Origin of the sequence: Ralstonia pickettii (assembly GCF_016466415.2) — a bacterium.
GTDB lineage: Bacteria > Pseudomonadota > Gammaproteobacteria > Burkholderiales > Burkholderiaceae > Ralstonia > Ralstonia pickettii.
This window is the reverse complement of sequence record NZ_CP066771.1, coordinates 362,244-386,103: the sequence shown is the minus strand read 5'-3', so window position 1 is coordinate 386,103 and position 23,860 is coordinate 362,244. Positions and strand designations below refer to the sequence as shown.

Sequence of the window (23,860 nt, the reverse complement as noted above, 5' to 3'; positions counted from 1 at the left end):
GTGCGAAAGCGGTCGGCAAAAACGTGAATCAGAGAATGAGGATGACGCGGTAATCGTTGACGTTGGTGCGTGTCGGGCCCGTGACGATCAGGTCATGGGCGGCTGCAAAGAAACCGTAGGCGTCGTGTGCGTCGAGCGCGGCGCGTGCGCCGACACCGTTGGCGGCAGCGCGGGCGATGGATTCGGGGTCGAGCAGCGCACCCGCATTGTCCTCCGATCCGTCGATGCCGTCTGTATCGGCGGCGAGTGCGTAGACGTTGTCCATGTCTTCGAGCGTGACGCCGAGCGAGAGGAGGAACTCCGCGCAGCGCCCGCCACGACCACCGGTCAAGCCTGGCGGAATCGTCACCGTGCATTCGCCACCGGAGATGAGGGCTACCGGCGCTACAAACGGGGTGCCGTGCTGGCGCACCTGCCGCGCCAGCGCGCCATACACCTGGGCGACCTCGCGCGCCTCGCCGGTCACCGTGTCGCCGAGGATGGCCGTGTGGATGCCGCGCGTCGCAAACACCTGGGCACCGGCTTGGAGGCTTTGTTGCGCGGTGGCGATGACGTGATTGGTCACGCGTGCAAAGCAGGCGTCGCCGGGTTTGGGCGTTTCGGCAATTTCGCCGCGTGCGCCACGTTCGAGGTGCGCGCGCACGGTATCGGGTATCTGCGCGCCCCAACGCTTGATGATGGCCAGCGCATCGGCGTAAGTGCTCGCATCCGGCACGGTCGGGCCGCTGGCAATGGCGCTCGGGTCATCGCCTGCCACGTCCGAGACGATCAGTGTCGTGACCGGCGCGCGGGATGCGGCCGCAAGCCGCCCGCCTTGGATGCGCGACAGGTGCTTGCGGACGATGTTCATGTCGGTGATCGGCGCGCCGCAGCGCAGCAACTCCCGCGTCACGGCCTTCAGATCGGCCATCGGGATGCCTTCGGCAGGCAGGGACAGCAGGCTGGAGCCGCCACCCGAAACCAGCACGATCAGGCGGTCGCGCTCGGTGAGCGCGCAAACCCGATCCAGGATTTCCTGCGCCGCCTGTTCGCCCGCCTCGTCCGGCACCGGGTGCCCGGCTTCGATAACGCGGATGTGCTCGGTCGGCAGGCCATGCGCATAACGCGTGACGACCAGGCCTTCGATCTGTGCGCGGCCGGCATAGGCCTGCTCGACGGCCAGCGCCATCGAGGCAGCCGCCTTGCCGGCGCCGACCACGAGCGTCTTGCCCACGGCATGCGGCGGGGGGAGGAAGTCAGCGACGATTTTCAGCGGATCGGCCGCGCCCACGGCGGCGGCGTAGCTCTCCAGCAGGAGGGCGCGGGCGGCGGTGCGGTCGAGCTTCATGGGAATGGCTTCCGGTTTAGGTAGTCTGGACGCATGGCGTGCGGCATGTGCGCAACGCCCGGCCCCAGGGGCGGTGCCGTGAAGACGAAGGCGCTTGGCACCCCCGGCGGCCGGCAGGATAATGAACATTTTATTGCATCCGACTTTTCCCCCACCATGTGCCAGCTGCTGGGCATGAACTGCGCCGAACCGACCGATGTGACGTTCTCGTTCACCGGGTTCGCCGCGCGCGGTGGCGTCACCGACCACCATGCCGACGGCTTCGGCGTCGCCTTTTTCGAGGACAAGGCCTGCCGCCTGTTCATCGACAATCAGTCGGCCGGCACCTCGCCGGTGGCGGAACTGGTCAAGCGCTACCCGATCAAGTCCAAGAACGTCATCTCGCACATCCGCAAGGCGACGCAGGGCACGGTGCGGCTGGAAAACTGCCACCCCTTCATGCGGGAGCTGTGGGGCCGGCATTGGATCTTTGCGCACAACGGCGACCTGAAGAACTTCTCGCCGTTTCTCTCGGGCGTCTACCAGCCCGTGGGCGATACCGACAGCGAACTCGCCTTCTGTTTCATCATGCAGGCGCTGCGCAAGCGCTTTCCCGGGTCGCAGCCGCCGCTTAACGAGCTGTTCTACGCGCTGTCCGACATCACCAAGGAAATCACCCGCTACGGTGTGTTCAATTTCTTGCTCTGCAACGGGCAGGCGCAGTTCGCGCATTGCTCAACGCGGCTGTATTACATCGTGCGGCAGTGGCCGTTCTCGACGGCGCATTTGATCGACGCCGACATGACGATCGACTTCGCCAAATACACCACGCCCGCCGATCGGGTGGCTGTCATCGCCACTGCGCCGCTCACCGACAACGAAGTCTGGACGCAATTCGCCCCGGGCGAGCTGCTGATGTTCGAATCGGGCCAAGCCACGATGGCGACCAAGGTGCCGATTCCGGAAGCCGTGCAGATCGCCAACGCGGCCAATACGGCTTGCACCTGACATGATCATCGCCCAACAAAAAGCCGCTCCTGATAGAGCGGCTTTTTGTTGCCTCCAACCCGGCGCTTAAATCGGTTCACAATCCGTAGCGAGCGGCCTGAGGTTGGTCCGAGAAGCGCAGCCGTACATGGGTACGGCGAGCATCGCAGGGCCAAGATCGGGTCGCGCAGTAGGATCGTGAAGCGATTTTCAGTGCGACAGGATCTTCGACAGGAACTGCTTGGCGCGATCGGAACGCGCGTCGATGTTGCCGAAGAACTCTTCCTTCTCGCAGTCTTCAACGATGCGGCCCTGGTCCATGAAGATCACGCGGTTGGCCACCTTGCGCGCGAAACCCATTTCGTGAGTCACGCACATCATGGTCATGCCTTCCTTTGCCAGTTCCACCATCACGTCGAGCACTTCGTTGACCATTTCGGGGTCCAGCGCGGAGGTCGGCTCGTCGAACAGCATGCAGATCGGGTCCATCGACAGCGCGCGGGCGATTGCCACCCGCTGCTGCTGACCGCCCGACAGTTGGCCCGGGTACTTGGCAGCGTGCGCCTTCAGACCCACGCGATCCAGATACTTCAGGCCCTTGGCCATGGCTTCTTCTTTCGAGCGGCCCAGCACTTTCTGCTGTGCAATCGTCAGGTTCTCGGTAATCGAGAGGTGCGGAAACAGCTCGAAGTTCTGGAACACCATGCCCACGCGCGAACGCAGCTTCGGCAGGTTGGTGCCCTTGGCGCCGACCGAAGTGCCGTCGACGAAGATTTCGCCTTTCTGGAACGGCTCCAGCGCGTTGACGGTCTTGATCAGCGTGGACTTGCCCGAACCCGACGGGCCGCACACCACCACCACCTCGCTCTTCTTCACGCTGGTGGTGCAGTCGGTCAGCACCTGGAAGCTGCCGTACCACTTGGAAACGTTCTTGATCTCGATCATTGGGTCACCTTCTTCTGAAGTCGCTTCACCAGCACGGAGGCGCCGAAGCAGATCACGAAATAGCACAAGCCGGCAAACAGCAGCAGCTCGACGATACGGCCGTCGCGCTCACCGATGTTGTATGCCTGCGTAAAGAAGTCCGACAGCGCGCTCACATACACCAGCGACGTATCCTGGAACAGGACGATGGCCTGGGTGAGCAGCAACGGAATCATGTTGCGGAATGCCTGCGGCAGGATCACCAGGCGCATGGCCTGGCCGTACGTCATACCCATCGCGTAGGCGGCGAACATCTGCCCGCGCGAGACGCTCTGGATACCGGCGCGGATGATCTCCGAGTAGTACGCCGCTTCAAACAGCGCGAAGGCGACCAGCGCGGACGTCATGCGCATGTCGGTGGCCGGCGACAGGTTGAAGATTTTCTGCAGTACCTGCGGCACGATCAGGAAGAACCACAGCAGCACCATCACCAGCGGGATGGACCGGAAGAGGTTCACGTACGCCTGCCCGAACACCTGCAGCGGCTTGATGCCCGACAGGCGCATCATCGCCAGCAGCGTGCCCCACACGATGCCGACCAGGATGGCCGTGCCTGTGATCTCGAGCGAAAGGAGCATGCCCTCGCCGAGCACGCGCATGTTGTCGACGTTGATGGACGAGAAATCGAATTGATAAGCCATGAAGAGTCCTCGCCCGATTACTTGCCACCGATGAAGCCAGGCAGCCGGGAACGTGCTTCCACCCAGCGCATGAGGCCCATCACGGTCAGGTTGATCAGCATGTACATCAGCGTCACGGCGATGAACGATTCGTACGGCTGTGCGGTGTAGTCGACCAACTGGCGGCCTTGTGCGGCAAGCTCAAGCAAGCCGATCGTCGAGGCCACGGCGGAGTTCTTGAAGATATTCAGAAACTCCGACGTAAGCGGCGGCACGATGATGCGGAACGACATCGGCAACATCACGTAGCGATACGTCTGCGCAAGCGTGAAGCCCATCGCCAGGCCTGCGTTGCGTTGACCGCGCGGCAGCGAATTGATACCCGAGCGCACCTGTTCGCACACACGTGCCGCGGTAAAGGTACCGAGGCACAGCATCGCGCACAGGAACATCGCCGTGGCGGGGTTCATCTGCTTGATGTAGTCGCCGCCCGGCACGAGTTCTGGCATGACGAAGTACCAGATGAAGAGCTGCACGATCAGCGGAATGTTGCGGAACACTTCCACGTAGGCTGCGGCAAGGCCCGACAGCCACTTGTTCGGCACCGTACGCAGCACGCCCAGCACGGAGCCGATGACGAGCGCGATGATCCAGGAAGACAGGCCGAGCACGACGGTGGTCTTCAACCCCGCCAGCAGCCAGTCCAGATAGGTCTGATTCTGGGCGGCTTCCGTAAAGAAGACGCCCCAGTTCCAGTGGTAATTCATGATGGTTCCCTCAAAAAGAAACGGAAGGGAGAAGACCTGTTAACCGGCCTTTGCCTTCCGTTTCGGTGACGCTTGTATCAGGCCCGTTGAGGGAGCCGATCAGTCAAGAGCCTTGTCGTTCGGGTTCTTGATCAGCGCCTTCATGTCGTCCGACAGCGGGAACTCCATGTTCACGCCCTTGGGCGGAACCGGCTGCTCGAACCACTTCTTGTATTCGGCGTTGATCGTGCCGTCCTTCATCATGCCGGCGATCGTCTTGTCGGCCAGGGCCTTGAACGGCTTGTCGTCCTTGCGGACCATACAGCCGTAGGCTTCGCGCGATTGCGGCTTGGCCACGACCACCCAGTCAGCCGGGTTCTTGGCCTTGGCGCGCTCGCCATACAGCAGGGCGTCGTCCATCATGAACGCGACGGCGCGACCCGATTCCAGCGTCAGGAACGACTGGCCGTGGTCCTTCGTGCTGATGATGTTCATGCCCATCTGCTTCTCATCGTTCATCTTGCGCAGCAGGCGTTCCGAAGTCGTACCGGCGGTGGTCACGACGTTCTTGCCCTTCAGGTCTGCCCAATCTTTGACGCCCGAATCCTTCTTCACCATGATGCGCGTGCCGATGATGAAGATGGTGTTCGTAAACGATGCCTGCTTCTGACGTTCGAGGTTGTTCGTGGTCGAGCCGCACTCCAGATCGATGGTGCCGTTCTGCAGCAGCGTGATGCGGTTCTGCGACGTAACCGGAATCTCGTTGACCTTCAGATCCTTCAGGCCGAGTTGCTTCTTCACGTCCTCGGCAATCTTGGTGGCGACGTCGTACGAATAGCCGATCGTGCGGACACCGCCGACGTTGTAGCTGAACGGAATTGACGAATCGCGCACGCCCAGCGTGATGGTGCCGGTGTCTTTGATCTTCTTGAGCGTACCAGTCAGCTCTTCTGCGTGGGCAGCGCTGCCGAACGTACCAACGGCGACACCAACGGCTGCAACCACGGTTGCCAGCTTGGCGAGGTTCATGAAAGTCTCCTTTTGACCATGAAAGAGAAAGACGGGACTGTACCAAAAAACGTTTGGCGACAGTATTGGTGTTGCCACTAAATCGTTGAATCCAACGGAGTTTTTCCTCTGGCGCGGACCCTGCCGCAGCTGTGTTTTCCGAGCAACCGGATACCTTACGTTGTGCTTTCCGGAAAACCGGAAAAGACGCGCAGGGCCAGACATGGCGGCGCTTTGCAACATCGGCACGCGGGCACGGTTGCTTGAGCGGAATGACCGCCCATTGCTAAGGAAAACCAGGGGAAATAAAGCCCGCCCGATGTGCGCTCTCTGTCGCTTAACGAACCCGACTTGAGGATGGGAAGGACGACGATGACGCCATCGCCCTTCTCATGGTGCGGCGCTCCGGAACGTTATGGTTCGCCCCATGAGCACCGGCTTTCTTCAACCGTCGCGCATGGCCGCCTGATCGGCAGCAACGCGATAGACCAGTGCGGTGCCCTGTTGGAGCACCGCGCCGGTATTGACCAGCGCGTTGCCGATCAGGGGTACAGACCGCGCTCTTGGCGAGCCTGCAGAATCCGCGTACAGGCGATGATGAACGCCGCCGTACGCAGAGTAACCTTGTTGTCCTGCGCCACTTGCCAGACGCCACGGAAGGCATCTTGCATGATCCGTACCAGGCGCTGGTTGATCTCGTCTTCGGTCCAGAAGAAGCTCGAGAAATCCTGCACCCACTCGAAGTAGCTGACCGTCACGCCGCCGGCGTTGGCGATCACGTCCGGGCAGACCAGGATGCCTCGGTCGCGCAGGATGTCGTCCGCCTCGGGCGTCGTCGGGCCGTTTGCACCTTCCACGACAATCTTTGCCTTGATATGGGGCGCGTTCTTGGCGGTGATCTGGCCTTCCAGCGCGGCCGGGATCAGGAATTCGCAGTCCAGGGCCCAGAAGTCGTCTTGCGAGACGGTCTCGGCAGCAAAGCCGGCCACGCTGCCATTGTGGTCAACGTGCTTGATGAGCGCGTCGACATCCAGGCCGTTGCCGTTGAAGACGATGCCCTTGTGGTCTTGCACGGCAATGACCTTGGCGCCGGCGTCGTGGAACAGCTTGGCGGCCACGCTGCCGACGTTCCCGAAGCCCTGCACCACAATGCGCGCACCCTTGACGTCGATGCCGAGATTGCGTGCGGCTTCGCTGCCGACCACGAACACGCCGCGGCCGGTCGCCTCGCGACGGCCCAGGCTGCCGCCCAGTGCGATCGGCTTGCCGGTCACCACGCCAGTGGCGGTGGAGCCTTCGTTCATTGAGTACGTGTCCATCATCCACGCCATGATCTGCGCGTTGGTGTTCACGTCCGGGGCCGGAATGTCCTTGTTCGGACCGATGATGATGCCGATCTCGCTCGTGTAGCGGCGCGTCAAGCGTTCAAGTTCACCGGAAGACAGCTTGCGCGGGTCGACGCGGATACCGCCCTTGGCACCACCGTACGGCACATTCACGGCCGCATTCTTCACCGACATCCAGGCAGACAACGCCATCACTTCCGACAGCGTCACGTCCTGGTGGAAACGCACGCCGCCCTTGCCCGGGCCGCGCGACGTATTGTGCTGCACGCGATAGCCCTCGAAGTGGGCGATGCGGCCGTCGTCCATCTGGATCGGCACATCGACGATCAGCGCGCGCTTGGGGCGCTTGAGCGTTTCAACCCAACGTGCGAGCGAGCCGAGATAGGGGGTGACCCGATCGACCTGCTGCAGATAGATGCCCCACGGGCCAAGATTGTCGGCCGGCAGATAGGACGGGATGGCGTGCTGGAGTGTCGACGGAGATGCGACATTGGACATGGCTGTCTTCCTTTTTTGGACCTCGGTAAGGTCCTTCAAGTCCCACAAAATGCCCGCCAGCTTAGGGACCGGCCAGAACGAAATCCAATGCCGTTTTTACATCGGGTTATGCATCTGGCGCATAACCCTCTACTCCAATCCGGGTGTCCGTTTAGTCCGCCAGTGCGCTCCATAACGTGTCGATCAGCTCGCGTTTGCGCTTGGACTGGGGGTGCCGACGGTCGTGTGCGCCGCTTTGCGGGTGCTCGCGGTAAAGCCGGATTTCCATCTCGATCGACAACGTACCGCCGCCCTTGCCTTCGGCGCGCACGAGGCGCCCGGCTGCCACGTCGTCGCGCACCGCACTCTCGGGCAGGAAGGCCACGCCATGGCCGGCTAGCGCCATCACCTTGAGCGCCTCAGCCATGTCGGTTTCGTAGCACTTGTCGAGCAGCGGCGCCACCGGCGAGTTTTCCAGCAGCACATCCACCATGCGCCCGAGAAAAGCGTTGGGCGTGTAGCTCAGGTAGGCGATGGGCTTGCGTGCGGTCGGAACGAGCCGATAAATCGGCCGCCCGCTTGCATCCGGCCTGGAAAACGGAGACAGGCGCTCGGTGCCAAGCACCAGCATGTCGTAGCGCGTGGGGTCGAGCTGGATCATCTGCCGTGCATGGTGATAGACCATCACGAGATCGCAACCGCCCTCCACCAGCGTCATCACGGCATCGTGCACGTTGAGCGCGCGCAGCCGGCATTGCAGCTTGCCGATCTTTTCTTCCACTTGTGCAAGCCACCCGGGGAAGAACGTGAGCGACAGCGTATGCGGCACGGCAAAGTCGATCGTCGACGCGCTGGCCGGACGCTGGCCGCGCATCAGTGCGCGCGTCTCGCTCACCTGGGCGAGCATCGCCAACGCCTGTTCGTAGAAGACCTCGCCCGCGGGAGTCAGGCGCGTGGGGTAGCTTGATCGGTCGATCAGCTCATTGCCGAGCCACGCCTCAAGGGATTGGATGCGCCGCGAAAACGCCGGCTGCGTCACGTGCCGCAATTCGGCCGAGCGCGAAAAGCTGCGCGTCTCGGCCAGGCTGATGAAGTCTTCCAGCCATTTGAGTTCCATCGGATTGCCTCTCCCTCAACCTGCTCGGGCGTCTTCTGCTTCTTCGGCAACGCGCTCCGGCTCGCGCGCCTGCATGCGCCACATCTGCGCGTAACGGCCTTCCGCACGCAACAACGATTCATGCGTGCCGCGCTCGATGATGCGACCGTGCTCCATCACCAGGATCTGGTGCGCACGGACGATGGTCGACAAGCGGTGCGCGATGACCAACGTGGTGTGGTTCTGCGCCAGGCGCATCAGTTCTTCCTGGATGGCGTGCTCTGTGCGCGAGTCCAGCGCAGACGTCGCTTCATCGAAGACGAGAATCGGTGGACGCTTGAGCAGGGTGCGCGCAATCGCCACACGCTGCTTCTCGCCGCCCGAGAGCTTCAGGCCGCGCTCGCCGACTTGCGTCTCGTAGCCGTCGGGCAGCGATTCGACAAAGTGATGGATCTGCGCCGCGCGGGCGGCTTCGATCACCTCTTCGCGACTGGCATCAGGGCGGCCGTAGGCGATGTTGTAGTAGATGGTGTCGTTGAAGAGCACCGTGTCTTGCGGAACGATGCCGATGGCGGCGCGCACGCTGGATTGCGTAACATCACGCAAGTCCTGACCGTCGATCTGGATGGCACCGGACTTCACGTCATAGAAACGGAACAGCAGGCGCGCCAGCGTCGACTTGCCGGAACCACTCTGCCCCACCACCGCCGTGGTCGTGCCTGCCGGAATCGTGAAATCCACATCGAACAGGATCTGGCGATTGGCCTCGTAGCTGAAGTCGACATGCGCGAAGCGCACTTCGCCCGCGTGCACCGTCAGCGGCGGGGCGTCTGGCTTGTCGGCCACTTCGCGGTTGGTCTGCAGCAGATTGAACATGCGGTCCATGTCGGTCACGGCCTGCTTCAGCTCACGGTAGATCACGCCCAGGAAGTTGAGCGGAATGTAGATCTGCAGCATCAGCGTGTTGACGAGCACAAGGTCGCCCAGCGTCATGTGCCCCGCCGCCACACCCTGCGTGGCGCGATACAGAATCAGGATGAGCGCCGTGGCGACGATGAACTGCTGGCCGAAGTTCAGCACCGACAACGAGTTCTGTGACCGGATGGCGGCGGCGCGGTAGTGCTTCAGGTTCTCGTCGTAGCGACGTGCTTCGTAGTCTTCGTTGCCGAAGTACTTGACCGTCTCGAAATTGAGCAGCGAATCGATTGCCTTCTGGTTGGCGCGCGAATCCAGCTCATTCATCTTGCGGCGGAAATGCGTGCGCCAGTTCGTCACCGTCACCGTAAATACGATGTAGCTAACCAACGCGCAGAACGTGATGAGCGCGAACCACACGTCGTACTTCACGAAGAAATACGTGATGACAAGGCCGACTTCCACCAGTGTCGGCAGGATGCTGTACAGCGAATACGAGATGAGCGACTGGATGCCGCGCGTGCCGCGCTCAATGTCGCGACTCATGCCGCCGGTCTGGCGCTCAAGGTGAAAGCGCAGGGACAGTGCATGCAGATGCCGGAACACCTGCAGCGCGAGCGTGCGCACAGAACTCTCGGTCACCTTCGCAAACAGGATTTCGCGTAACTCCGAGAACAGCGACGTCGACAGCCGCAGCAGCCCGTAGCCGATGATGATGCCCACCGGCACCACCAGCAGCGCACGCGGATCGGACGGCGACACGTTCATGGAATCGATCAGCCGTTTCATGACCATCGGCACGCCAAGGTTTGCCACCTTGGCCGCGATCAGAAACGAGAGCGCCAGCGCCACGCGCCATTTGTAGGCCAGCAGATACGGCAGCAGGCTCTTGATGGTGCGCCAGTCGCCGCGGGCAGCCCCCGGCGGAGGCGGTTCGGAAGAGGCGGGAAAGCGGCGCATGTGCGGTGCAATAAAATAGCGGATTGTGTATTCTCCCACCGATCACCTGCGCGCGCCCTGGCCTCGCTGGTGGGCCCTCCCTCTGCTTCAATGCTGCCCTGCATCATCATGTCCGATACCCAAGCCCCACCTGAAACCGTCACGTTGCCCGCCGACAAGCAACCCGCCGTGCGCGTGATGCCCATGCCCTCCGACGCCAACGTTCACGGCGATGTGTTTGGCGGCTGGATCATGTCGCAGGTGGATATCGCAGGGTCGATTCCCGCCGTGGTGCGCGCCAACGGCCGGGTGGCGACGATCGCGGTCAACTCGTTCGTCTTCAAGCAGCCGGTGTACGTGGGCGATCTGGTGAGCTTCTACGCCAACGTGGTGAAGACAGGCCGCACGTCAATCACCGTGGACGTGGAAGTCTATGCGCAACGCATGCACGCCAACGGCCGGCACGCCACCGTCAAGGTGACGGAAGCCACCCTCACCTACGTGGCGACCGACGAGACCCGCAAGCCGCGCGTGCTGCCGCCGCTCTGAACGGTCACGCCCAACAAAAAACCCGGCGTCGCGCCGGGTTTTCTTTTGCAGGAAACGATTCGCTCAGTTGAACTTGGAGAAGTCCGGGCGGCGCTTTTCGAAGAACGCCGTGAACGCCTCGCGCGCCTCCGGGGCACGCAGCATCTCGCCGAACTGCTTGCCTTCCACCGACATGCGCTCGGCGATCTGCGGCGTAGCGCCCTCCTTCATCAGGCGCTTGGTGGCGCGCAGGGATGCGGGCGGCAACAACGTCAGCTTGCGCGCTTGCGTGCGCACGAACGCATCCAGCTCACCGGCCGGCAACACGCGGTTGACCAGGCCCAGCTCGCGCGCTTCGTTCGCATCGAACGGCTCGCCGAAGAGCAGCTTGTCAGCCGCGCGGTGGTAGCCGGCCAGCTGCGGCAGCAGCAAGCTCGATGCGGCTTCAGGGCAGAGCCCCAGCTGCGCGAACGGCATCGACAGCTTGGCCGTCTCGGACGCATAGACGAGGTCGCAATGCAGCAGCATGGTCGTACCCACGCCGACAGCCGCGCCGCTCACGGAGGCGATCAATGGCTTGCTCGCTGTGCTGATCGCCCGCAGGAACTGGTGCACAGGGGCGCTCTCGTCCTTGGGCGGATTCTTCATGAAGTCTTCGAGATCGTTGCCCGCCGTGAACACGCTCTCATGACCGGCCAGCACGATCACGCGGATGACGGGATCGGTTTCGGCGGCCACCAGTGCATCGGCCAGCGTTTGATACATCGCGGCCGTGATGGCGTTCTTGCGGTCCAGGCGGTCAAAGGTCAGCGTCAGCACGCCCTCTGCAGTCTCGGTACGAATCGACATGAAAACTCCAGGTAAAACCTGCGCTCCTAAATCGGCACAGGCGAATCAGATAGATAACCGACGGAGAACGCGTTGGCCCCAACGTTCAACGCCACGGTCAGGCTCATCGGCGCAAGCAGCACTTCCACGCCGTGCTCCTGCGCGGTTCGCATCAACGCTTGCACCGGTTCCATGCGGCGTACGGTGTCGAGCGAACCGGAATACGTGATCGCCACCACGGGCGTGGCCAGCCGCTCCTCGGCGATCATGGTTTCGGTATGCGCAAGCAGGCGCCGAATGCCTTCCTCGGAGCCGCGCACCTTGGCGATGGCTTCCGTCTCGCCACGGTGCATATGAATGAGCGGCCGCACGTTGAAGGCCGTGCCCATCATGTAGCGCCCCCAGGTGATGCTCTTCTCGCCCTTCTGCTTGGCGCGCGTGTACATGTACAGCAACTCGTCAGGCACGAGATAGACGTGCGAGGCGTCGCGCAGGCGGTTTTCGATCACGTGCACGACGTCACGCACCTCTGCGCCTTCCCGCAACATGCGTGCTGCTTCATGCACCATCAGCGCCTGGCCCGGGCCAATGGCGCCGGTATCGACCACCGTCAACTCGAACAGCCCTGACCGGCCTGCATCCTTGCGTGGCTTGAAGCTTTTGGCCGTGGTGCCTACCACCGCACCAGTTGCATGGCTGTAGAAATGACTGCGCGAACTGGCAATGGTCAGCAGCAAGGCCCGATCGTGCTGCGTGACCACGTGCTTGAGCAGGAAGTCTTCGATTTCGCGCTCGAGCAGCGGAATCGATTCGGCGTAGTGATCCTGCTTGTCGACGAGGTATTTGCGATAGAGCTGCGGAAGCGCCACCTCGTCGCGGCGGTCTTCCACAAACAATTCGCCCGCACGAATGCGGAACGGCACTATGCCCAACTCCAGTTGATCGATCATCGAGCGAGGCATATCGCATGCCGCGTCGGTCAATACGATTGTGTCGCCGATAGTGTTGCCCATCGCACGCCCTCCTCTTGGTGCACCGCCGGTGGCCCGGTGGTGTGTCTCCTCTGTTGCGGAATCATGGTTCCGCTTCTGTCGCGATGCCGGCTAGGTGCCGGCCGCGTTCTTCGGCGCGCTTGTTGATGTAGTACTGCGCGCGCCTGCGCAATCATGCGTGTTGAGACGGGCGATTTACAAGCAGGGGGAAGAACTTAATCCTTCCCCCTGACGTGGGGTCACATGCGTTCGAAAATGCCCGCAGCGCCCATGCCGGTGCCGACGCACATCGTCACCATGCCGTACTTCTGGTTGCGACGGCGCAGGCCGTGCACCACCGTGGCCGCACGAATGGCACCGGTGGCGCCCAGCGGGTGGCCCAGCGCGATCGCGCCGCCCAGCGGGTTGATCTTGCTGGGGTCCAGGCCCAGGTCCTGGATCACGGCGAGCGACTGCGCGGCAAACGCTTCGTTCAGTTCGATCCAGTCGATCTGATCCTGCGTCAGGCCGCCCGCCTTCAGCGCGGCAGGAATCGCTTCCTTCGGGCCGATCCCCATGATCTCCGGCGGCACGCCGCGCACCGCAAACGATACGAAGCGCGCCAGCGGCACCAGGTTGAACTGCTTGAGGATCTTCTCCGACACCAGGATCAACGCGCCCGAACCGTCCGACGTCTGGGAGCTGTTGCCGGCCGTCACGCTGCCCTTGTTGGCGAACACGGCGCGCAGCTTGCCCAGGCCTTCGACCGACGTATCGGCACGCGGGCCTTCATCCAGCGACATCGTGCGGGTCTTGATGTCGATCGCACCCGTGCCCAGGTTCGGGAACTTCTCGATGATCTCGATCGGGGTGATCTCGTCCTTGAACTCGCCGGCTTGCTGCGCGGCCAGCGCCTTCTGGTGCGAAGCCAGCGAGAAGGCGTCCTGCGCCTCGCGCGAGATCTTCCATTGCTGGGCGACCTTCTCGGCGGTCAGGCCCATGCCGTAGGCGATGCCGACGTTCTCGTCGCGCGTGAAGATGTCTGGCGACATCGACGGCGAGTTGCCCATCATCGGCACCATGCTCATCGATTCAACACCGGCGGCGATCATCACGTCGGATTCACCCACGCGGATGCGGTCGGCAGCCATCGCCACGGCGGTCAGGCCCGAGGCGCAGAAACGGTTGACGGTGACACCGCCCACCGTGTTCGGCAAGCCGGCCAGCAGCGCACCGATACGCGCCACGTTCAGGCCCTGCTGCGCTTCCGGGATCGCGCAGCCAACAATGGCGTCTTCGATCAACGCCGGGTCCAGGTTCGGCACCTGTGCGACAGCGCTCTTGAGGATGGTCGCCAGCAGATCGTCCGGGCGCAGGTTCTTGAGCGTGCCCTTCGGCGCCTTGCCGATCGGGGAACGCGTCGCGGCGACGATGTAGGCGTCTTGCAGTTGCTTGGTCATGATGAAACTCCTGTCTCTCTGTCGTCGCGGCAATTAGTTGCGCACCGGCTTGCCGGTCTGCAGCATGCCCATGATGCGTTCCTGGGTCTTGGCGCTGCCGAGCAAATCCACGAAGGCCTTGCGCTCCAGCGCCAGCAGCCATTCTTCGTCCACCAGCGCGCCGGCTTCGACATCACCGCCGCACACGGCTTCGGCAATGCGCGAGGCGATCGTGAAGTCGTGCTGCGAGATGAAACCGCCGTCACGCATGTTCACCAGCGACGCCTTGATCGTGGCGATGCCCGAACGGCCCGCCACCGGAATGCCCACCGGACTCAGCGGAGCGCGGTAGCCCGAATCGGACAGCGCACGCACTTCGTTGCGTGCAACGTGCAGCAGCTCATGCACGTTGAAGACGATGGTGTCGGTCGGTTGCAGGTAGCCGATCTTCTGGGCGTCCAGCGCGGAAGACGACACCTTGGCCATGGCCGCCGCCTGGAAGCGGTTGGTCAGGAACTGCAGGATGTTCGTGCTGCCGGCTGCCTGCGCAGCCTTGGCTGCCGCCAGAGCCGCCTCCTTCAGGCCACCACCTGCCGGCACGAGGCCCACGCCCACTTCCACCAGGCCGATGTACGTTTCCAGGGCAGCCACACGCTTGGCCGAGTGCAGCAGCAGCTCGCAGCCGCCGCCCAGTGCGATGCCCGATGCGGCCGACACAACCGGCACGCCGGCGTACTTCACGCGCATCATGCCGTCCTGGAACTTCTTGACGAACGGCTCGATGCCCTTGGCGCCGCCCATCATGAAGGCCGGCATGGCTTCTTCCAGGTTTGCACCGGCCGAGAACGGACCACCCGGCGCGCCCAGCTTGAGCGACGTCGGCTGCCACACCACCAGACCCTTGTAGCCAGCTTCCGCCAGATCAACCGCGCGCGTCAGACCGTCGATGACGCTCGGCCCGATCGTATTCATCTTGCTCTTGAACGAGACGATCAGCACGTCGTCCTGACCGGCCGCGTCGTCCACCCAGATGCGCACGGCATCGGTCTCTTCGATGGTCTTGCCATAGGTGAGCGGGTTGACCGTCGTCGCACCCTTGATCGGTGCACGGAACACCTGGCGGCCGTACACCGGCAGCGTGCTACGCGAGAGGAACGTGCCCTGATGCGCCGACCACGAACCCTGCGTCGAATGCACACCGCCGTTGTCCGCCACCGGGCCCGAGAACACCCACTGCGGCAGCGCCGCGTTCGACAGCGCCTTGCCGGCTTCGATGTCTTCCTTCACCCACTCGGCCACCTGCTTCCAGCCGGCTTCCTGCCAGTCTTCGAACGGGCCGCTGTTCCAGCCGAAGCCCCAGCGGATCGCCAGATCGACTTCCGCCGCCGAATCCGCAATCTGCTCCAGGTACACCGCAATGTAATGGAATACGTCGCGGAACACCGCCCACAGGAATTGCGCCTGCGGGTTGGTCGATTCACGCAGCAGCTTCAGGCGCTCAGCCGGCTCCTTCTTCAGGATGCGCACGACGATGTCATCCGCCTTCTTGCCGCTCGGGCCGTACTGGCCGCTTTGCGGATCCAGGACCTTGATTTCCTTGCCTTCCTTCTTGTAGAAACCGGCGCCGGTCTTCTGGCCCAGGGCGCCTGCTTCCACCAGCTTGGCCAGCACGGGCGGCGTGGCGTAGACCGGAGCGAACGGATCGTCCTTCAGGTTGTCCTGCATGGTCTTGATGACGTGCGCCATCGTGTCCAGGCCCACCACGTCGGCCGTACGGAACGTCGCCGACTTCGCGCGGCCCAGCTTCGAACCCGTCAGGTCATCCACCACGTCAAACGGAATACCGTACTTGGCCGATTCTGCAAACACCGCCAGGATCGAGAAGATGCCGACGCGGTTGGCGATGAAGTTGGGCGTGTCCTTCGCACGCACCACGCCCTTGCCGAGCGCGGAGGTCAGGAACGTTTCCAGCTTGTCGAGGATGTCGCCGCGCGTGTGTGCGGTCGGGATCAGCTCGACCAGGTGCATGTAGCGCGGCGGATTGAAGAAGTGCACGCCGCAGAAGCGCGACTTCAACTCGGCGTCAAAGCCGTCCGACAGTTCGGTAATCGACAGACCCGACGTATTCGACGCGAAGATGGCCTGCGGCGCAATGTGCGGCGCGACCTTCTTGTACAGGTCGTGCTTCCAGTCCATGCGCTCGGCAATCGCTTCGATGACGAGGTCGCAGTCGCGCAGGCGCTCGATGTCGTCTTCGTAGTTGGCAGCCTGGATGAGGTTCGCGTCGTCTTTGATGCCGAGCGGTGCCGGCGACAGCTTCTTCAGGTTTTCGATGGCCTTGAGCGCGATGCCGCTCTTCGGGCCTTCCTTGGCCGGCAGGTCGAACAGCGTCACGGGAACCTTGGCGTTGACCAGGTGCGCGGCAATCTGCGCGCCCATCACGCCGGCGCCCAGCACGGCAACGCGCCGGACGAGGAAGTTGGAACGCTGGCCGGCCTGCGGCTGCGCGCTGGTGGGAAGTTCAGTGCGGGTCATGGTGTCCTCGCGGGAGGTGAGGAAGAGACGAGCGGGGCGACGATCTTTGTGCGTCGCCCCGGGTGAGTGCGCCTGTTAGAACAGGTCGGCTTCGAGAGCCATCAGCGTCGCGCCGCCGGCACGTGCCATGCGGATCTGCGAGGCCGTCTCCGGCAGCAGCTTGGCGAAGTAGAAGCGCGCCGTTGCCAGCTTGACCTTGTAGAAGCTGTCGCCGCTGTCTTGCTTTTCCAGGGCGATCTTGGCCATGCGGGCCCAGAAGTACGAAAACACCAGGTGGCCGACCACACGCAGATACGGCACAGCGGCGGCGCCGACTTCATCCGGGTTGGCCATGGCCTTCATGCCGATTTCCATGGTCAGCTTCTGGACCTTGTCGCCAATGTCGGCCAGCGGGTTGATGAATTCCTGCATGGCTTCGTTGGTGCCTTCGGCTTCCACGAAATCCTGGACCAGCTTGCCGAACTTCTTCATCTTGGCGCCCATGTCGCCCAGAATCTTGCGGCCCAGCAGGTCCAGCGACTGCACGGTATTCGTCCCTTCGTAGATCATGTTGATGCGGGCGTCGCGCACGTACTGCTCCATACCCCACTCGGCGATGTAGCCGTGGCCACCGAACACCTGCATGCCTTCGTTGGTGGCGATGAATGCGTTGTCGCTCAGGAAAGCCTTGGCGATCGGCGTCAGCAGTGCGACCAGGTCAGCCGCCTCCTTGCGCACGGACTCGTCTTTGTGCGACAGCTCGCGGTCGATCTGCAGGGCGATCCAGTAGCTGAATGCCCGGCCGCCTTCGGCGAAGGCACGCTGCGTCAGCAGCATGCGGCGCACATCCGGGTGCACGATGATCGGGTCGGCCGGCTTGTCCGGTGCCTTCGGGCCCGACAGGCTACGCATCTGCAGGCGTTCCTTGGCGTAGGCAGCGGAGTTTTGATAAGCGACTTCGGTCAAGCCCAGGCTCTGCATGCCGACGCCCAGACGCGCTGCGTTCATCATCACGAACATGGCGTTCAGGCCCTTGTTCGGCTCGCCGACCATCCAACCTTTTGCGCCATCCAGGTTGATCACGCAGGTGGCGTTGCCGTGGATGCCCATCTTGTGTTCGATGGAACCGCATTTCACGCCGTTGCGCTCGCCCGGGTTGCCGTTGGCATCGGGGATGAACTTCGGCACCACGAACAGCGAGATGCCCTTCGTGCCGCCCGGCGCGTCCGGCAGACGTGCCAGCACCAGGTGAATGATGTTCTCGGCCAGGTCGTGCTCGCCCGCCGAGATGAAGATCTTCGTGCCGGTGATGGCATACGAGCCATCGGCCAGCGGTTCAGCCTTGGTGCGCAGAATGCCCAGGTCGGTGCCGCAATGCGGCTCGGTCAGACACATCGTGCCAGTCCACACGCCCGACACCAGCTTCGGCAGATACCGCTGCTTGAGCTCGTCGGTGCCGTGTGCGTGCAAGGCTTCGTAGGCGCCATGCGACAGGCCCGGATACATCGTCCAGGCCTGGTTGGCCGAGTTCAGCATCTCGTACAGCGCGTTGTTGATCAGGATGGGCAGACCCTGGCCGCCGTACTCGGGATCGCAGCCCAGCGAGGGCCAGCCGGCCTCGACGTACTGTTGATAGGCTTTCTTGAAACCCTTGGGTGCAGTCACCACGCCGTCGCCGTGGTACGTGCAGCCCTCGCGATCGCCAGATTGATTGAGCGGGAAGATGACTTCAGAGCAGAACTTGCCGGCTTCTTCGATCACCTGGTTGATGGTGTCGGCATCGATCTCCGCGTGCTGCGGCATCTCCTTCAGGTGGTTCTCGACGCCGAGAAGCTCATGGAGAACAAACTGCATGTCACGCAGCGGTGCGGTGTATTGACCCATCTTGCAACTCCTTGGTGTGTACTGCGCGACCGCTAGGTGTGCGATGCCGCGTCAGGTTCGGTAAGACTGAATGAGTTTGTTGAGCGCCACCATGGCCAGTTCGGCGCTGTTCGGCAACCGCAGGAAACGCGCATCGTGATGCAGCCCTAACTCCAGGCTGTACATCTCGAAGAGCATCAATTGCGGGTCCGCTTCTGCACGCAGGTGGCCCTCTTCCTTTGCCTGAGCGATCGCACGGGCCAATGCCGCACGCCAGATCGTCACGCTCTTGACGAGTTCGTCACGCACCGGGCTTTCGGCACGATCGTCGTACTCCACCGCGCCGCTGATGTAGATGCAGCCCGTGGTCACTTCCTGAATGCGGCGCTCCATCCAGCGTCGCACCATGCTCCACAGGCGCGGCAGACCGCGCGGTTCCGTCAAGCTCGGGTAGAAGACTTCCTGCTCGAACCGTTTGTGATACTCGCGAACCACTTCCACCTGCAGATCCTCACGCGAGCCGAAGTGTGCAAACACCCCGCTCTTGCTCATCTGCATGCGCTCCGCGAGCACACCGATCGTCAGTCCTTCCAGTCCGTCGCGCGAGGCCAGTTCCAGCGCGGCATCGAGAATCGCTGCACGTGTCAGCTCGCCCTTGCGCATCGGCGTAGCTGCTGCGTGATTCGATTCGAGACGAGCGGTCGGGTGACGCATGATGATTTCTCTCCGTTCTTTTCTGGGGCGTGACACGCGAGAAAATTGGCTTGCTGCAGGGCGCCTTTTGCGTGCCGGGCAGGACTGTAAACCAGCCTGCGCAAACACTCTAGCCCAAAATCGAACGGTCGTTCAATTATTTACAGGGGGCCTTTGAGCGGCAAGTGTTTTATTAGAAAGCGGCATCTAAATGGCGACATTGAATCGTCACCTTTCGCAGCGCAGCGCGAATCCTGCAAACCCTTTCAGGCAAAGGATTTGCGCGGTGTGCGCCGCACCCACAAGAGGGGCTTGGCGCAGCATTTCTGACGGATTTTCTAGTGCTACCCATCAGTAAATAAACAGCCGGAAAATCAAACCGGCGTGATGCCGGTATGCATGGCGCCACGGCGGAAGATGCGCGCATCCATTTCACGCAGGTCCGCTGCCACGGCAACGTCCGCGGCGCATTGATCCAATACGTCCCGCTGTAGGTCGATGCCGGGCGCGATTTCTGTGAGAGTGAGACGCCGGGCGCCGTGGCCATCGTCACGCATCTCGAAGACGGCGCGCTCGGTCACGTAGCGCACAGGAATGCCCGACCGGGCCGCATATTCCCCGTTGAAGGTGAGGTGCGATACCGCTGGCACGATCTTCTTGAGCCGCCCTTCGCGCACGATGCGCAGCTTGCCGTCTTCGGCTTCGACCTGGAGGCCGCCGGCGGTGAGTGTGCCCATGAACACGACGGAGCGCGCGCTCTGCGTGATGTTGATGAATCCCCCCACGCCCGCAACGATGGTGTCGCCGCCCTCGCCGAACAGGCTGACGTTGACGTTGCCGGCGCCGTCCAATTCCGCCAGACCGAGGATGGCGAGATCGATGCCGCCCCCTTCGTAGAAGTCGAATTGCGCGGGCTGATCCACGACCGCTTCGGGATAGGCCGACGCGCCGAAACTGAGGCCATCTGCCGGCGTACCGCCGATGGGGCCGGCCTCCACAGTCAGTGTGAAACCGCGCGCCCCCTCCTGTTCAGCCAGGGCGCCGACGGCCGCGGGCATGCCCACGCCGAGGTTGACGACCCGCGGTTGCTGCGCGATCAGTTCCAGCACAGCGCGGCGTTGCACGAGCGTACGGGCATCCAGCGCGCCGTGCTGGCTCGCCTCCAGCGCCTCGCTCGCTTCGATGGCGTCTTCCTTGAGCTGGATTGCCTCGCCTTGCCAAGGGCGGATATAGGCCGGATTGAACGCTTCGCCGAAGGTCATCTGGTGTTCGGTTTCATCGTCAGCAACGACCACGTAGTCGACGAGGATGCCCGGCACGTGGATCGCCTGCAGGTTGTCATGCCGATCGACGAGCCGACGCACCTGCGCGATGACGATCCCGCCGGAGTTGCGCGCAGCTTGCGCCATGGCCAGCAGTTCGTGGTGAAAGGCTTCTTCGTGGGTGCTGATGTTGCCGCGTGGGTCGGCAGCCGTACCCCGCAGGAAGACGCAGTGCAACGGGAAGCTCGGGTAGAAGAGATAGTCTTCGCCCCGAAAGCGCTCGTACTCGACCCACGACGCCTTACCCGCAGCTTGCGCTGCCTTGGCGCGGTTGTTGATAGCTCCACCGTGATAGCGCGCGTCAAGCTCCGTGCGCGGGTCGACAAAGGTGTGCAGGCCCATCTTCGTCAGCACACCGGGCTTGCCGCCCGCGATGGCGCGGTAGAGATGCGTGAGCACGCCTTGAGGCAGGTTGAAAGCATCGCATTGCTCGGCGAGCGCCAGGTCCGCCAATCGTGTGGCGGAGCGCCAATGCCCGCCCACCACGCAGCGTGTCATTCCGGGATTGCCGAAGTGGTTGACGCCGCGCGTGGCGCGATCGCCCTGCCCGGCGGAGTAGACGAGCGTAAGGTCCCGCGGTTCGCCGGTGGTCAGGAACCGGCGCTCGAGCGCGTGCGTGACCGCCTCTGCATGGCCCGCGCCGACAAACCCCGCGCAGGCCACCGTCCACCCCGGCTCCACCATGCGCGCGGCCGCATCCGTTGTGATGACTTGCATGTCTCCTCCGTCTTGTTGTGTTTTGTAGGTATGTGACTGCTAATAGTGCGCCGCGCGCCCGCTGATGACCACGCCAATGCGCACCAGCCGATAGGCGCACCAATCTGCGAAGCGCCACCACCAGCGGCGCGCGGCATGCTCATCCGCCAAGATGCGGCGTGCGTGACGGGCGATGGCATCTTCGAGTGCCGCGCGCAGTTCGTTGGCGACGGTCGCATCCCACACCACTACGTTCGCTTCGCGTGCAAGCAGCAGGCTGAATGGGTCGATGTTGCTGGAGCCCACCGTCGCCCAGCGGTCATCCACCACGGCCACCTTTGCGTGCAGGAAGCTCGCGGTGTATTCGTGGATCTCGACGTTGTCGCGCAGCAGCATGTGATACAGCGACCGCGTCGCGTAGTGCTGCAGCCGGTATTCGACCTGCCCCTGCAGCAACAGGCGCACGCGCACACCGCGCCGTCGACATGCAGCCAGCGCCCGCATGAAACGCACACCCGGCAAAAAGTACGCGTTGGCGATGATTACCTCGTGCCGCGCCGCACCCAGCGCGCGCAGATATTCGCGTTCGATCGCGCGTCGGTTACGGACATTGTCACGCAGCACCAGCGAAGCCAGCACGGTACCCGGTGCGCGCTCACTTTCTCGCCCGGATGCTCCGCGATGCCGAGGCCGCGGCGTATCGGTGATCACCGGAAACTCGGCGGCGACGCCCGTGACGCCCACCTCCCGCATGCCGGCGCGCACGCCCATCTGCCACCAGAGCCGGTCAACGGTCAGCGCAATCTGCGCGACCAGCGGGCCGCGCACCCGCACGGCAAAGTCGTAACGCGGCCCCAGCGCGGTGTCGTTAAACGGCGCGTGGTTCAGGTCGTCGATGATGTTGATGCCGCCTACAAACGCAACGTCATCATCGACGACGGCGATCTTGCGATGCAGCCGTCGCAAGTGGCGGCGCTGCAGGCGGAAACCGCGCACCGGACGATAGATGCGCAAGTTCACACCCGCCGTTTCGAGCATCGCCGCGATGCTCGGGGGCAGCAGGCCGGTGCCGAAGCCGTCGATGGTCAGGTGGACATCCACGCCGCGGCGCGCCGCGCGGGCGAGCGCTTCGGTCACGCTGTGGGCGGTGGCGTCGTCGGTGTAGATGTAGGTTTCGAGCGCGACGCGGCGTTGAGCGGCATCGATGGCTTCGATCAGTGCGGGGAAGAACTCGGCGCCACCGCACAGCAGGTCGACCTCGTTGCCGGGCAGGGGCTTACCCCGCCGCCACTCCGAGCGCAGCGGACCCGCATCGCGCACGACCCTCATGGATGCGCCAGTTCAGCTAGCAGGGGAACGTGATCGGAGCGCTGCGCCCATTCGCGGCCGGTCAGCGCATGCGCACGCTCGATGTCGAAACCGCGCACGTAGATGCGGTCCAGCCGCAGCCACGGCATCTGGCTGGGGAAAGTGCGGACCGGGCGCGCATCGGCGGCCTTGTCGGCCACTTCGGTCGCCCCCAGCGCCTGGCAAATCGTGCGATCGAGCCGGTTGTTCCAATCGTTGAAATCGCCCGCCACCACGAGCGGCGCATCGGGTGGCACGACCGAACGCACGCGATCGACGAGCGCCTCCGCCTGCCTCTGCCGGCTGCGCGCGAACAAGCCGAAGTGCGCGCACAGCAGATGCACCTCGCCGAAGCCGAGATCGGTCACGGCGTGCAGCAGTCCGCGCTGCTCGAAACGGTGGTCGGAGATATCCAAGTTTTCCGACAGCAGGATCGGAAACCGCGACAGAATGGCGTTGCCGTGGTGCCCGTGCTCGTAGACGGCATTGCGGCCATAGACGGTGTGCGGATAGACGTCCGTCGCAAGGTAGCGCAGCTGCGTGTAATTCGGGTCGAACAGTTCTGCGGCGACGAGACGGTCGTTGCGGTCCTGCACCTCCTGCAGGAAAACGATGTCGGCGTCCATGGTGTGCAGACCCTGCCGCACGTCATGCACGCGCACACGCCGCGCAATGCCCGTCACGCCCTTGTGGATGTTGTAAGTGGCAACGCGCAAACGCAGCATGTCAGGCTTGGTCCTTTGTCAGTGCCGCCTGACGCGCGTGATAGGCAGCGAGGCGTTCGGGCAACTGCAGAATGGCTTCGGCGTTGCTGCGCGAGAAGCACCGCGCGGCGGCATCTTGATAGGGCAGCCATTCGGCCTGCACATGCTCGCGCGGCGACATCCGCACCGGCACCTTGCCGCTCACCAGCAGGCCGAACCAATGCTCGGTGTTGCGCGTGACGCCCGGCGCGTAGCGATGCCGCCAGCGCGGGTAGATTTCGTATTCGATCTGGTGGCCCCAGTCGATCAGATGATGCTGGGCTGCGTCGATGCTGGTTTCTTCCAGCACCTCCCGGCGGGCGGTGTCGGCCAGCGGTTCGTCGAGGGCATCGCAGCTGCCTGTCACGGATTGCCAGAAGCCCGGATGATCTGCCCGCTCCATCACCAACACATGCAAGTCGGGCGTGTGAATGACGACCAGAACGGAAACGGGAATCTTGTGCGGCATGGGGGCGTGCTTCGATGGACGGC

Annotated in this window: 20 protein-coding genes; 2 read left to right on the top strand and 18 right to left on the bottom strand. The window is 63.3% G+C overall.

Annotation, left to right across the window (positions count from 1 at the left end):
- Positions 1-28: 28 nt before the first annotated feature.
- Positions 29-1,327: a glycerate kinase type-2 family protein gene (locus RP6297_RS01820; protein WP_012761175.1), complete on the bottom strand. Its 1,299-nt coding sequence runs from the start codon at positions 1,325-1,327 to the stop codon at positions 29-31.
- A 156-nt stretch (positions 1,328-1,483) separates the two neighbouring features.
- Here RP6297_RS01820 and RP6297_RS01815 point away from each other — a divergent pair, with 156 nt between their 5' ends.
- A complete protein-coding gene (locus RP6297_RS01815; protein WP_004633204.1) occupies positions 1,484-2,314 on the top strand; it encodes a class II glutamine amidotransferase in 831 nt (276 codons plus the stop codon).
- Between the two features lie 189 nt (positions 2,315-2,503).
- Here RP6297_RS01815 and RP6297_RS01810 read toward each other — a convergent pair whose 3' ends face one another.
- The 7 genes from RP6297_RS01810 to RP6297_RS01780 all read right to left on the bottom strand — a co-directional run bounded on the left by RP6297_RS01810 (position 2,504) and on the right by RP6297_RS01780 (position 10,445).
- Entirely contained in the window at positions 2,504-3,238 is a 735-nt protein-coding gene (locus RP6297_RS01810; protein WP_004633206.1) for an amino acid ABC transporter ATP-binding protein, read from the bottom strand.
- Positions 3,235-3,918, bottom strand: a complete 684-nt coding sequence (gene gltK / locus RP6297_RS01805) for a glutamate/aspartate ABC transporter permease GltK (protein ID WP_004633208.1) — start codon at positions 3,916-3,918, stop codon at positions 3,235-3,237. The genes RP6297_RS01810 and gltK overlap by 4 nt, the downstream gene beginning before the upstream one ends.
- Before the next feature lie 17 nt (positions 3,919-3,935).
- Positions 3,936-4,664 (bottom strand): amino acid ABC transporter permease, encoded by a 729-nt coding sequence (locus tag RP6297_RS01800; protein WP_012761174.1) that lies wholly within the window; start codon positions 4,662-4,664, stop codon positions 3,936-3,938.
- A gap of 99 nt (positions 4,665-4,763) precedes the next feature.
- On the bottom strand, positions 4,764-5,672 hold the full coding sequence (locus RP6297_RS01795) for a glutamate/aspartate ABC transporter substrate-binding protein (RefSeq protein ID WP_012761173.1): 909 nt from the start codon (positions 5,670-5,672) through the stop codon (positions 4,764-4,766).
- A 521-nt stretch (positions 5,673-6,193) separates the two neighbouring features.
- Positions 6,194-7,495, bottom strand: coding sequence for a Glu/Leu/Phe/Val family dehydrogenase (locus RP6297_RS01790; protein WP_037027574.1), 1,302 nt, complete (start codon positions 7,493-7,495; stop codon positions 6,194-6,196).
- Positions 7,496-7,646: 151 nt separating this feature from the next.
- Positions 7,647-8,591, bottom strand: coding sequence for a LysR family transcriptional regulator (locus tag RP6297_RS01785; RefSeq protein ID WP_012761171.1), 945 nt, complete (start codon positions 8,589-8,591; stop codon positions 7,647-7,649).
- Positions 8,592-8,606: 15 nt separating this feature from the next.
- Positions 8,607-10,445: an ABCB family ABC transporter ATP-binding protein/permease gene (locus RP6297_RS01780; protein WP_037027577.1), complete on the bottom strand. Its 1,839-nt coding sequence runs from the start codon at positions 10,443-10,445 to the stop codon at positions 8,607-8,609.
- A gap of 90 nt (positions 10,446-10,535) precedes the next feature.
- Here RP6297_RS01780 and RP6297_RS01775 point away from each other — a divergent pair, with 90 nt between their 5' ends.
- On the top strand, positions 10,536-10,973 hold the full coding sequence (locus RP6297_RS01775) for an acyl-CoA thioesterase (RefSeq protein WP_012761169.1): 438 nt from the start codon (positions 10,536-10,538) through the stop codon (positions 10,971-10,973).
- Between the two features lie 63 nt (positions 10,974-11,036).
- On the opposite strand, the gene RP6297_RS01770 is transcribed toward RP6297_RS01775, so the two are convergent.
- From RP6297_RS01770 to nudB, 10 genes are all read right to left on the bottom strand, one after another.
- Positions 11,037-11,801, bottom strand: a complete 765-nt coding sequence (locus RP6297_RS01770; RefSeq protein WP_037027579.1) for an enoyl-CoA hydratase — start codon at positions 11,799-11,801, stop codon at positions 11,037-11,039.
- Positions 11,802-11,827: 26 nt separating this feature from the next.
- Positions 11,828-12,793, bottom strand: a complete 966-nt coding sequence (locus RP6297_RS01765; RefSeq protein WP_037027580.1) for a DegV family protein — start codon at positions 12,791-12,793, stop codon at positions 11,828-11,830.
- A gap of 218 nt (positions 12,794-13,011) precedes the next feature.
- Positions 13,012-14,211, bottom strand: a complete 1,200-nt coding sequence (locus RP6297_RS01760; RefSeq protein ID WP_037027582.1) for an acetyl-CoA C-acyltransferase — start codon at positions 14,209-14,211, stop codon at positions 13,012-13,014.
- Between the two features lie 33 nt (positions 14,212-14,244).
- Positions 14,245-16,725, bottom strand: coding sequence for a 3-hydroxyacyl-CoA dehydrogenase/enoyl-CoA hydratase family protein (locus RP6297_RS01755; RefSeq protein WP_051917712.1), 2,481 nt, complete (start codon positions 16,723-16,725; stop codon positions 14,245-14,247).
- 75 nt (positions 16,726-16,800) lie between these two features.
- A complete protein-coding gene (locus RP6297_RS01750; RefSeq protein ID WP_037027584.1) occupies positions 16,801-18,588 on the bottom strand; it encodes an acyl-CoA dehydrogenase C-terminal domain-containing protein in 1,788 nt (595 codons plus the stop codon).
- 51 nt (positions 18,589-18,639) lie between these two features.
- Positions 18,640-19,230 carry a TetR/AcrR family transcriptional regulator gene (locus tag RP6297_RS01745; protein ID WP_021196492.1) on the bottom strand — a complete coding sequence of 197 codons (591 nt, stop codon included), beginning with the start codon at positions 19,228-19,230 and terminating at the stop codon, positions 18,640-18,642.
- 404 nt (positions 19,231-19,634) lie between these two features.
- Positions 19,635-21,299, bottom strand: coding sequence for an acyl CoA:acetate/3-ketoacid CoA transferase (locus RP6297_RS01740; protein ID WP_037027586.1), 1,665 nt, complete (start codon positions 21,297-21,299; stop codon positions 19,635-19,637).
- A gap of 39 nt (positions 21,300-21,338) precedes the next feature.
- Positions 21,339-22,607 carry a cardiolipin synthase ClsB gene (gene clsB, locus RP6297_RS01735; protein WP_037027589.1) on the bottom strand — a complete coding sequence of 423 codons (1,269 nt, stop codon included), beginning with the start codon at positions 22,605-22,607 and terminating at the stop codon, positions 21,339-21,341.
- Positions 22,604-23,350, bottom strand: a complete 747-nt coding sequence (locus RP6297_RS01730; RefSeq protein WP_037027591.1) for an endonuclease/exonuclease/phosphatase family protein — start codon at positions 23,348-23,350, stop codon at positions 22,604-22,606. Before RP6297_RS01730 ends, clsB begins: the two co-directional genes overlap by 4 nt.
- A gap of 1 nt (position 23,351) precedes the next feature.
- Positions 23,352-23,837, bottom strand: coding sequence for a dihydroneopterin triphosphate diphosphatase (gene nudB, locus RP6297_RS01725; RefSeq protein ID WP_037027593.1), 486 nt, complete (start codon positions 23,835-23,837; stop codon positions 23,352-23,354).
- Positions 23,838-23,860: the final 23 nt, after the last annotated feature.

Bases quoted from the DNA above. Each gene is read 5' to 3' on its own strand.
- RP6297_RS01775 (WP_012761169.1), top strand. From the start codon at position 10,536: ATGCTGCCCTGCATCATCATGTCCGATACCCAAGCCCCACCTGAAACC.
- RP6297_RS01730 (WP_037027591.1), bottom strand. From the start codon at position 23,350: ATGCTGCGTTTGCGCGTTGCCACTTACAACATCCACAAGGGCGTGACG.
- clsB (WP_037027589.1), bottom strand. From the start codon at position 22,607: ATGAGGGTCGTGCGCGATGCGGGTCCGCTGCGCTCGGAGTGGCGGCGG.
- gltK (WP_004633208.1), bottom strand. From the start codon at position 3,918: ATGGCTTATCAATTCGATTTCTCGTCCATCAACGTCGACAACATGCGC.
- RP6297_RS01785 (WP_012761171.1), bottom strand. From the start codon at position 8,591: ATGGAACTCAAATGGCTGGAAGACTTCATCAGCCTGGCCGAGACGCGC.
- RP6297_RS01770 (WP_037027579.1), bottom strand. From the start codon at position 11,801: ATGTCGATTCGTACCGAGACTGCAGAGGGCGTGCTGACGCTGACCTTT.
- RP6297_RS01755 (WP_051917712.1), bottom strand. From the start codon at position 16,725: ATGACCCGCACTGAACTTCCCACCAGCGCGCAGCCGCAGGCCGGCCAG.
- RP6297_RS01790 (WP_037027574.1), bottom strand. From the start codon at position 7,495: ATGTCCAATGTCGCATCTCCGTCGACACTCCAGCACGCCATCCCGTCC.
- RP6297_RS01750 (WP_037027584.1), bottom strand. From the start codon at position 18,588: ATGGGTCAATACACCGCACCGCTGCGTGACATGCAGTTTGTTCTCCAT.
- RP6297_RS01745 (WP_021196492.1), bottom strand. From the start codon at position 19,230: ATGCGCAAGGGCGAGCTGACACGTGCAGCGATTCTCGATGCCGCGCTG.
- RP6297_RS01780 (WP_037027577.1), bottom strand. From the start codon at position 10,445: ATGCGCCGCTTTCCCGCCTCTTCCGAACCGCCTCCGCCGGGGGCTGCC.
- RP6297_RS01815 (WP_004633204.1), top strand. From the start codon at position 1,484: ATGTGCCAGCTGCTGGGCATGAACTGCGCCGAACCGACCGATGTGACG.
- RP6297_RS01760 (WP_037027582.1), bottom strand. From the start codon at position 14,211: ATGACCAAGCAACTGCAAGACGCCTACATCGTCGCCGCGACGCGTTCC.
- RP6297_RS01740 (WP_037027586.1), bottom strand. From the start codon at position 21,299: ATGCAAGTCATCACAACGGATGCGGCCGCGCGCATGGTGGAGCCGGGG.
- RP6297_RS01820 (WP_012761175.1), bottom strand. From the start codon at position 1,327: ATGAAGCTCGACCGCACCGCCGCCCGCGCCCTCCTGCTGGAGAGCTAC.
- RP6297_RS01810 (WP_004633206.1), bottom strand. From the start codon at position 3,238: ATGATCGAGATCAAGAACGTTTCCAAGTGGTACGGCAGCTTCCAGGTG.
- nudB (WP_037027593.1), bottom strand. From the start codon at position 23,837: ATGCCGCACAAGATTCCCGTTTCCGTTCTGGTCGTCATTCACACGCCC.
- RP6297_RS01800 (WP_012761174.1), bottom strand. From the start codon at position 4,664: ATGAATTACCACTGGAACTGGGGCGTCTTCTTTACGGAAGCCGCCCAG.
- RP6297_RS01765 (WP_037027580.1), bottom strand. From the start codon at position 12,793: ATGGGCAACACTATCGGCGACACAATCGTATTGACCGACGCGGCATGC.
- RP6297_RS01795 (WP_012761173.1), bottom strand. From the start codon at position 5,672: ATGAACCTCGCCAAGCTGGCAACCGTGGTTGCAGCCGTTGGTGTCGCC.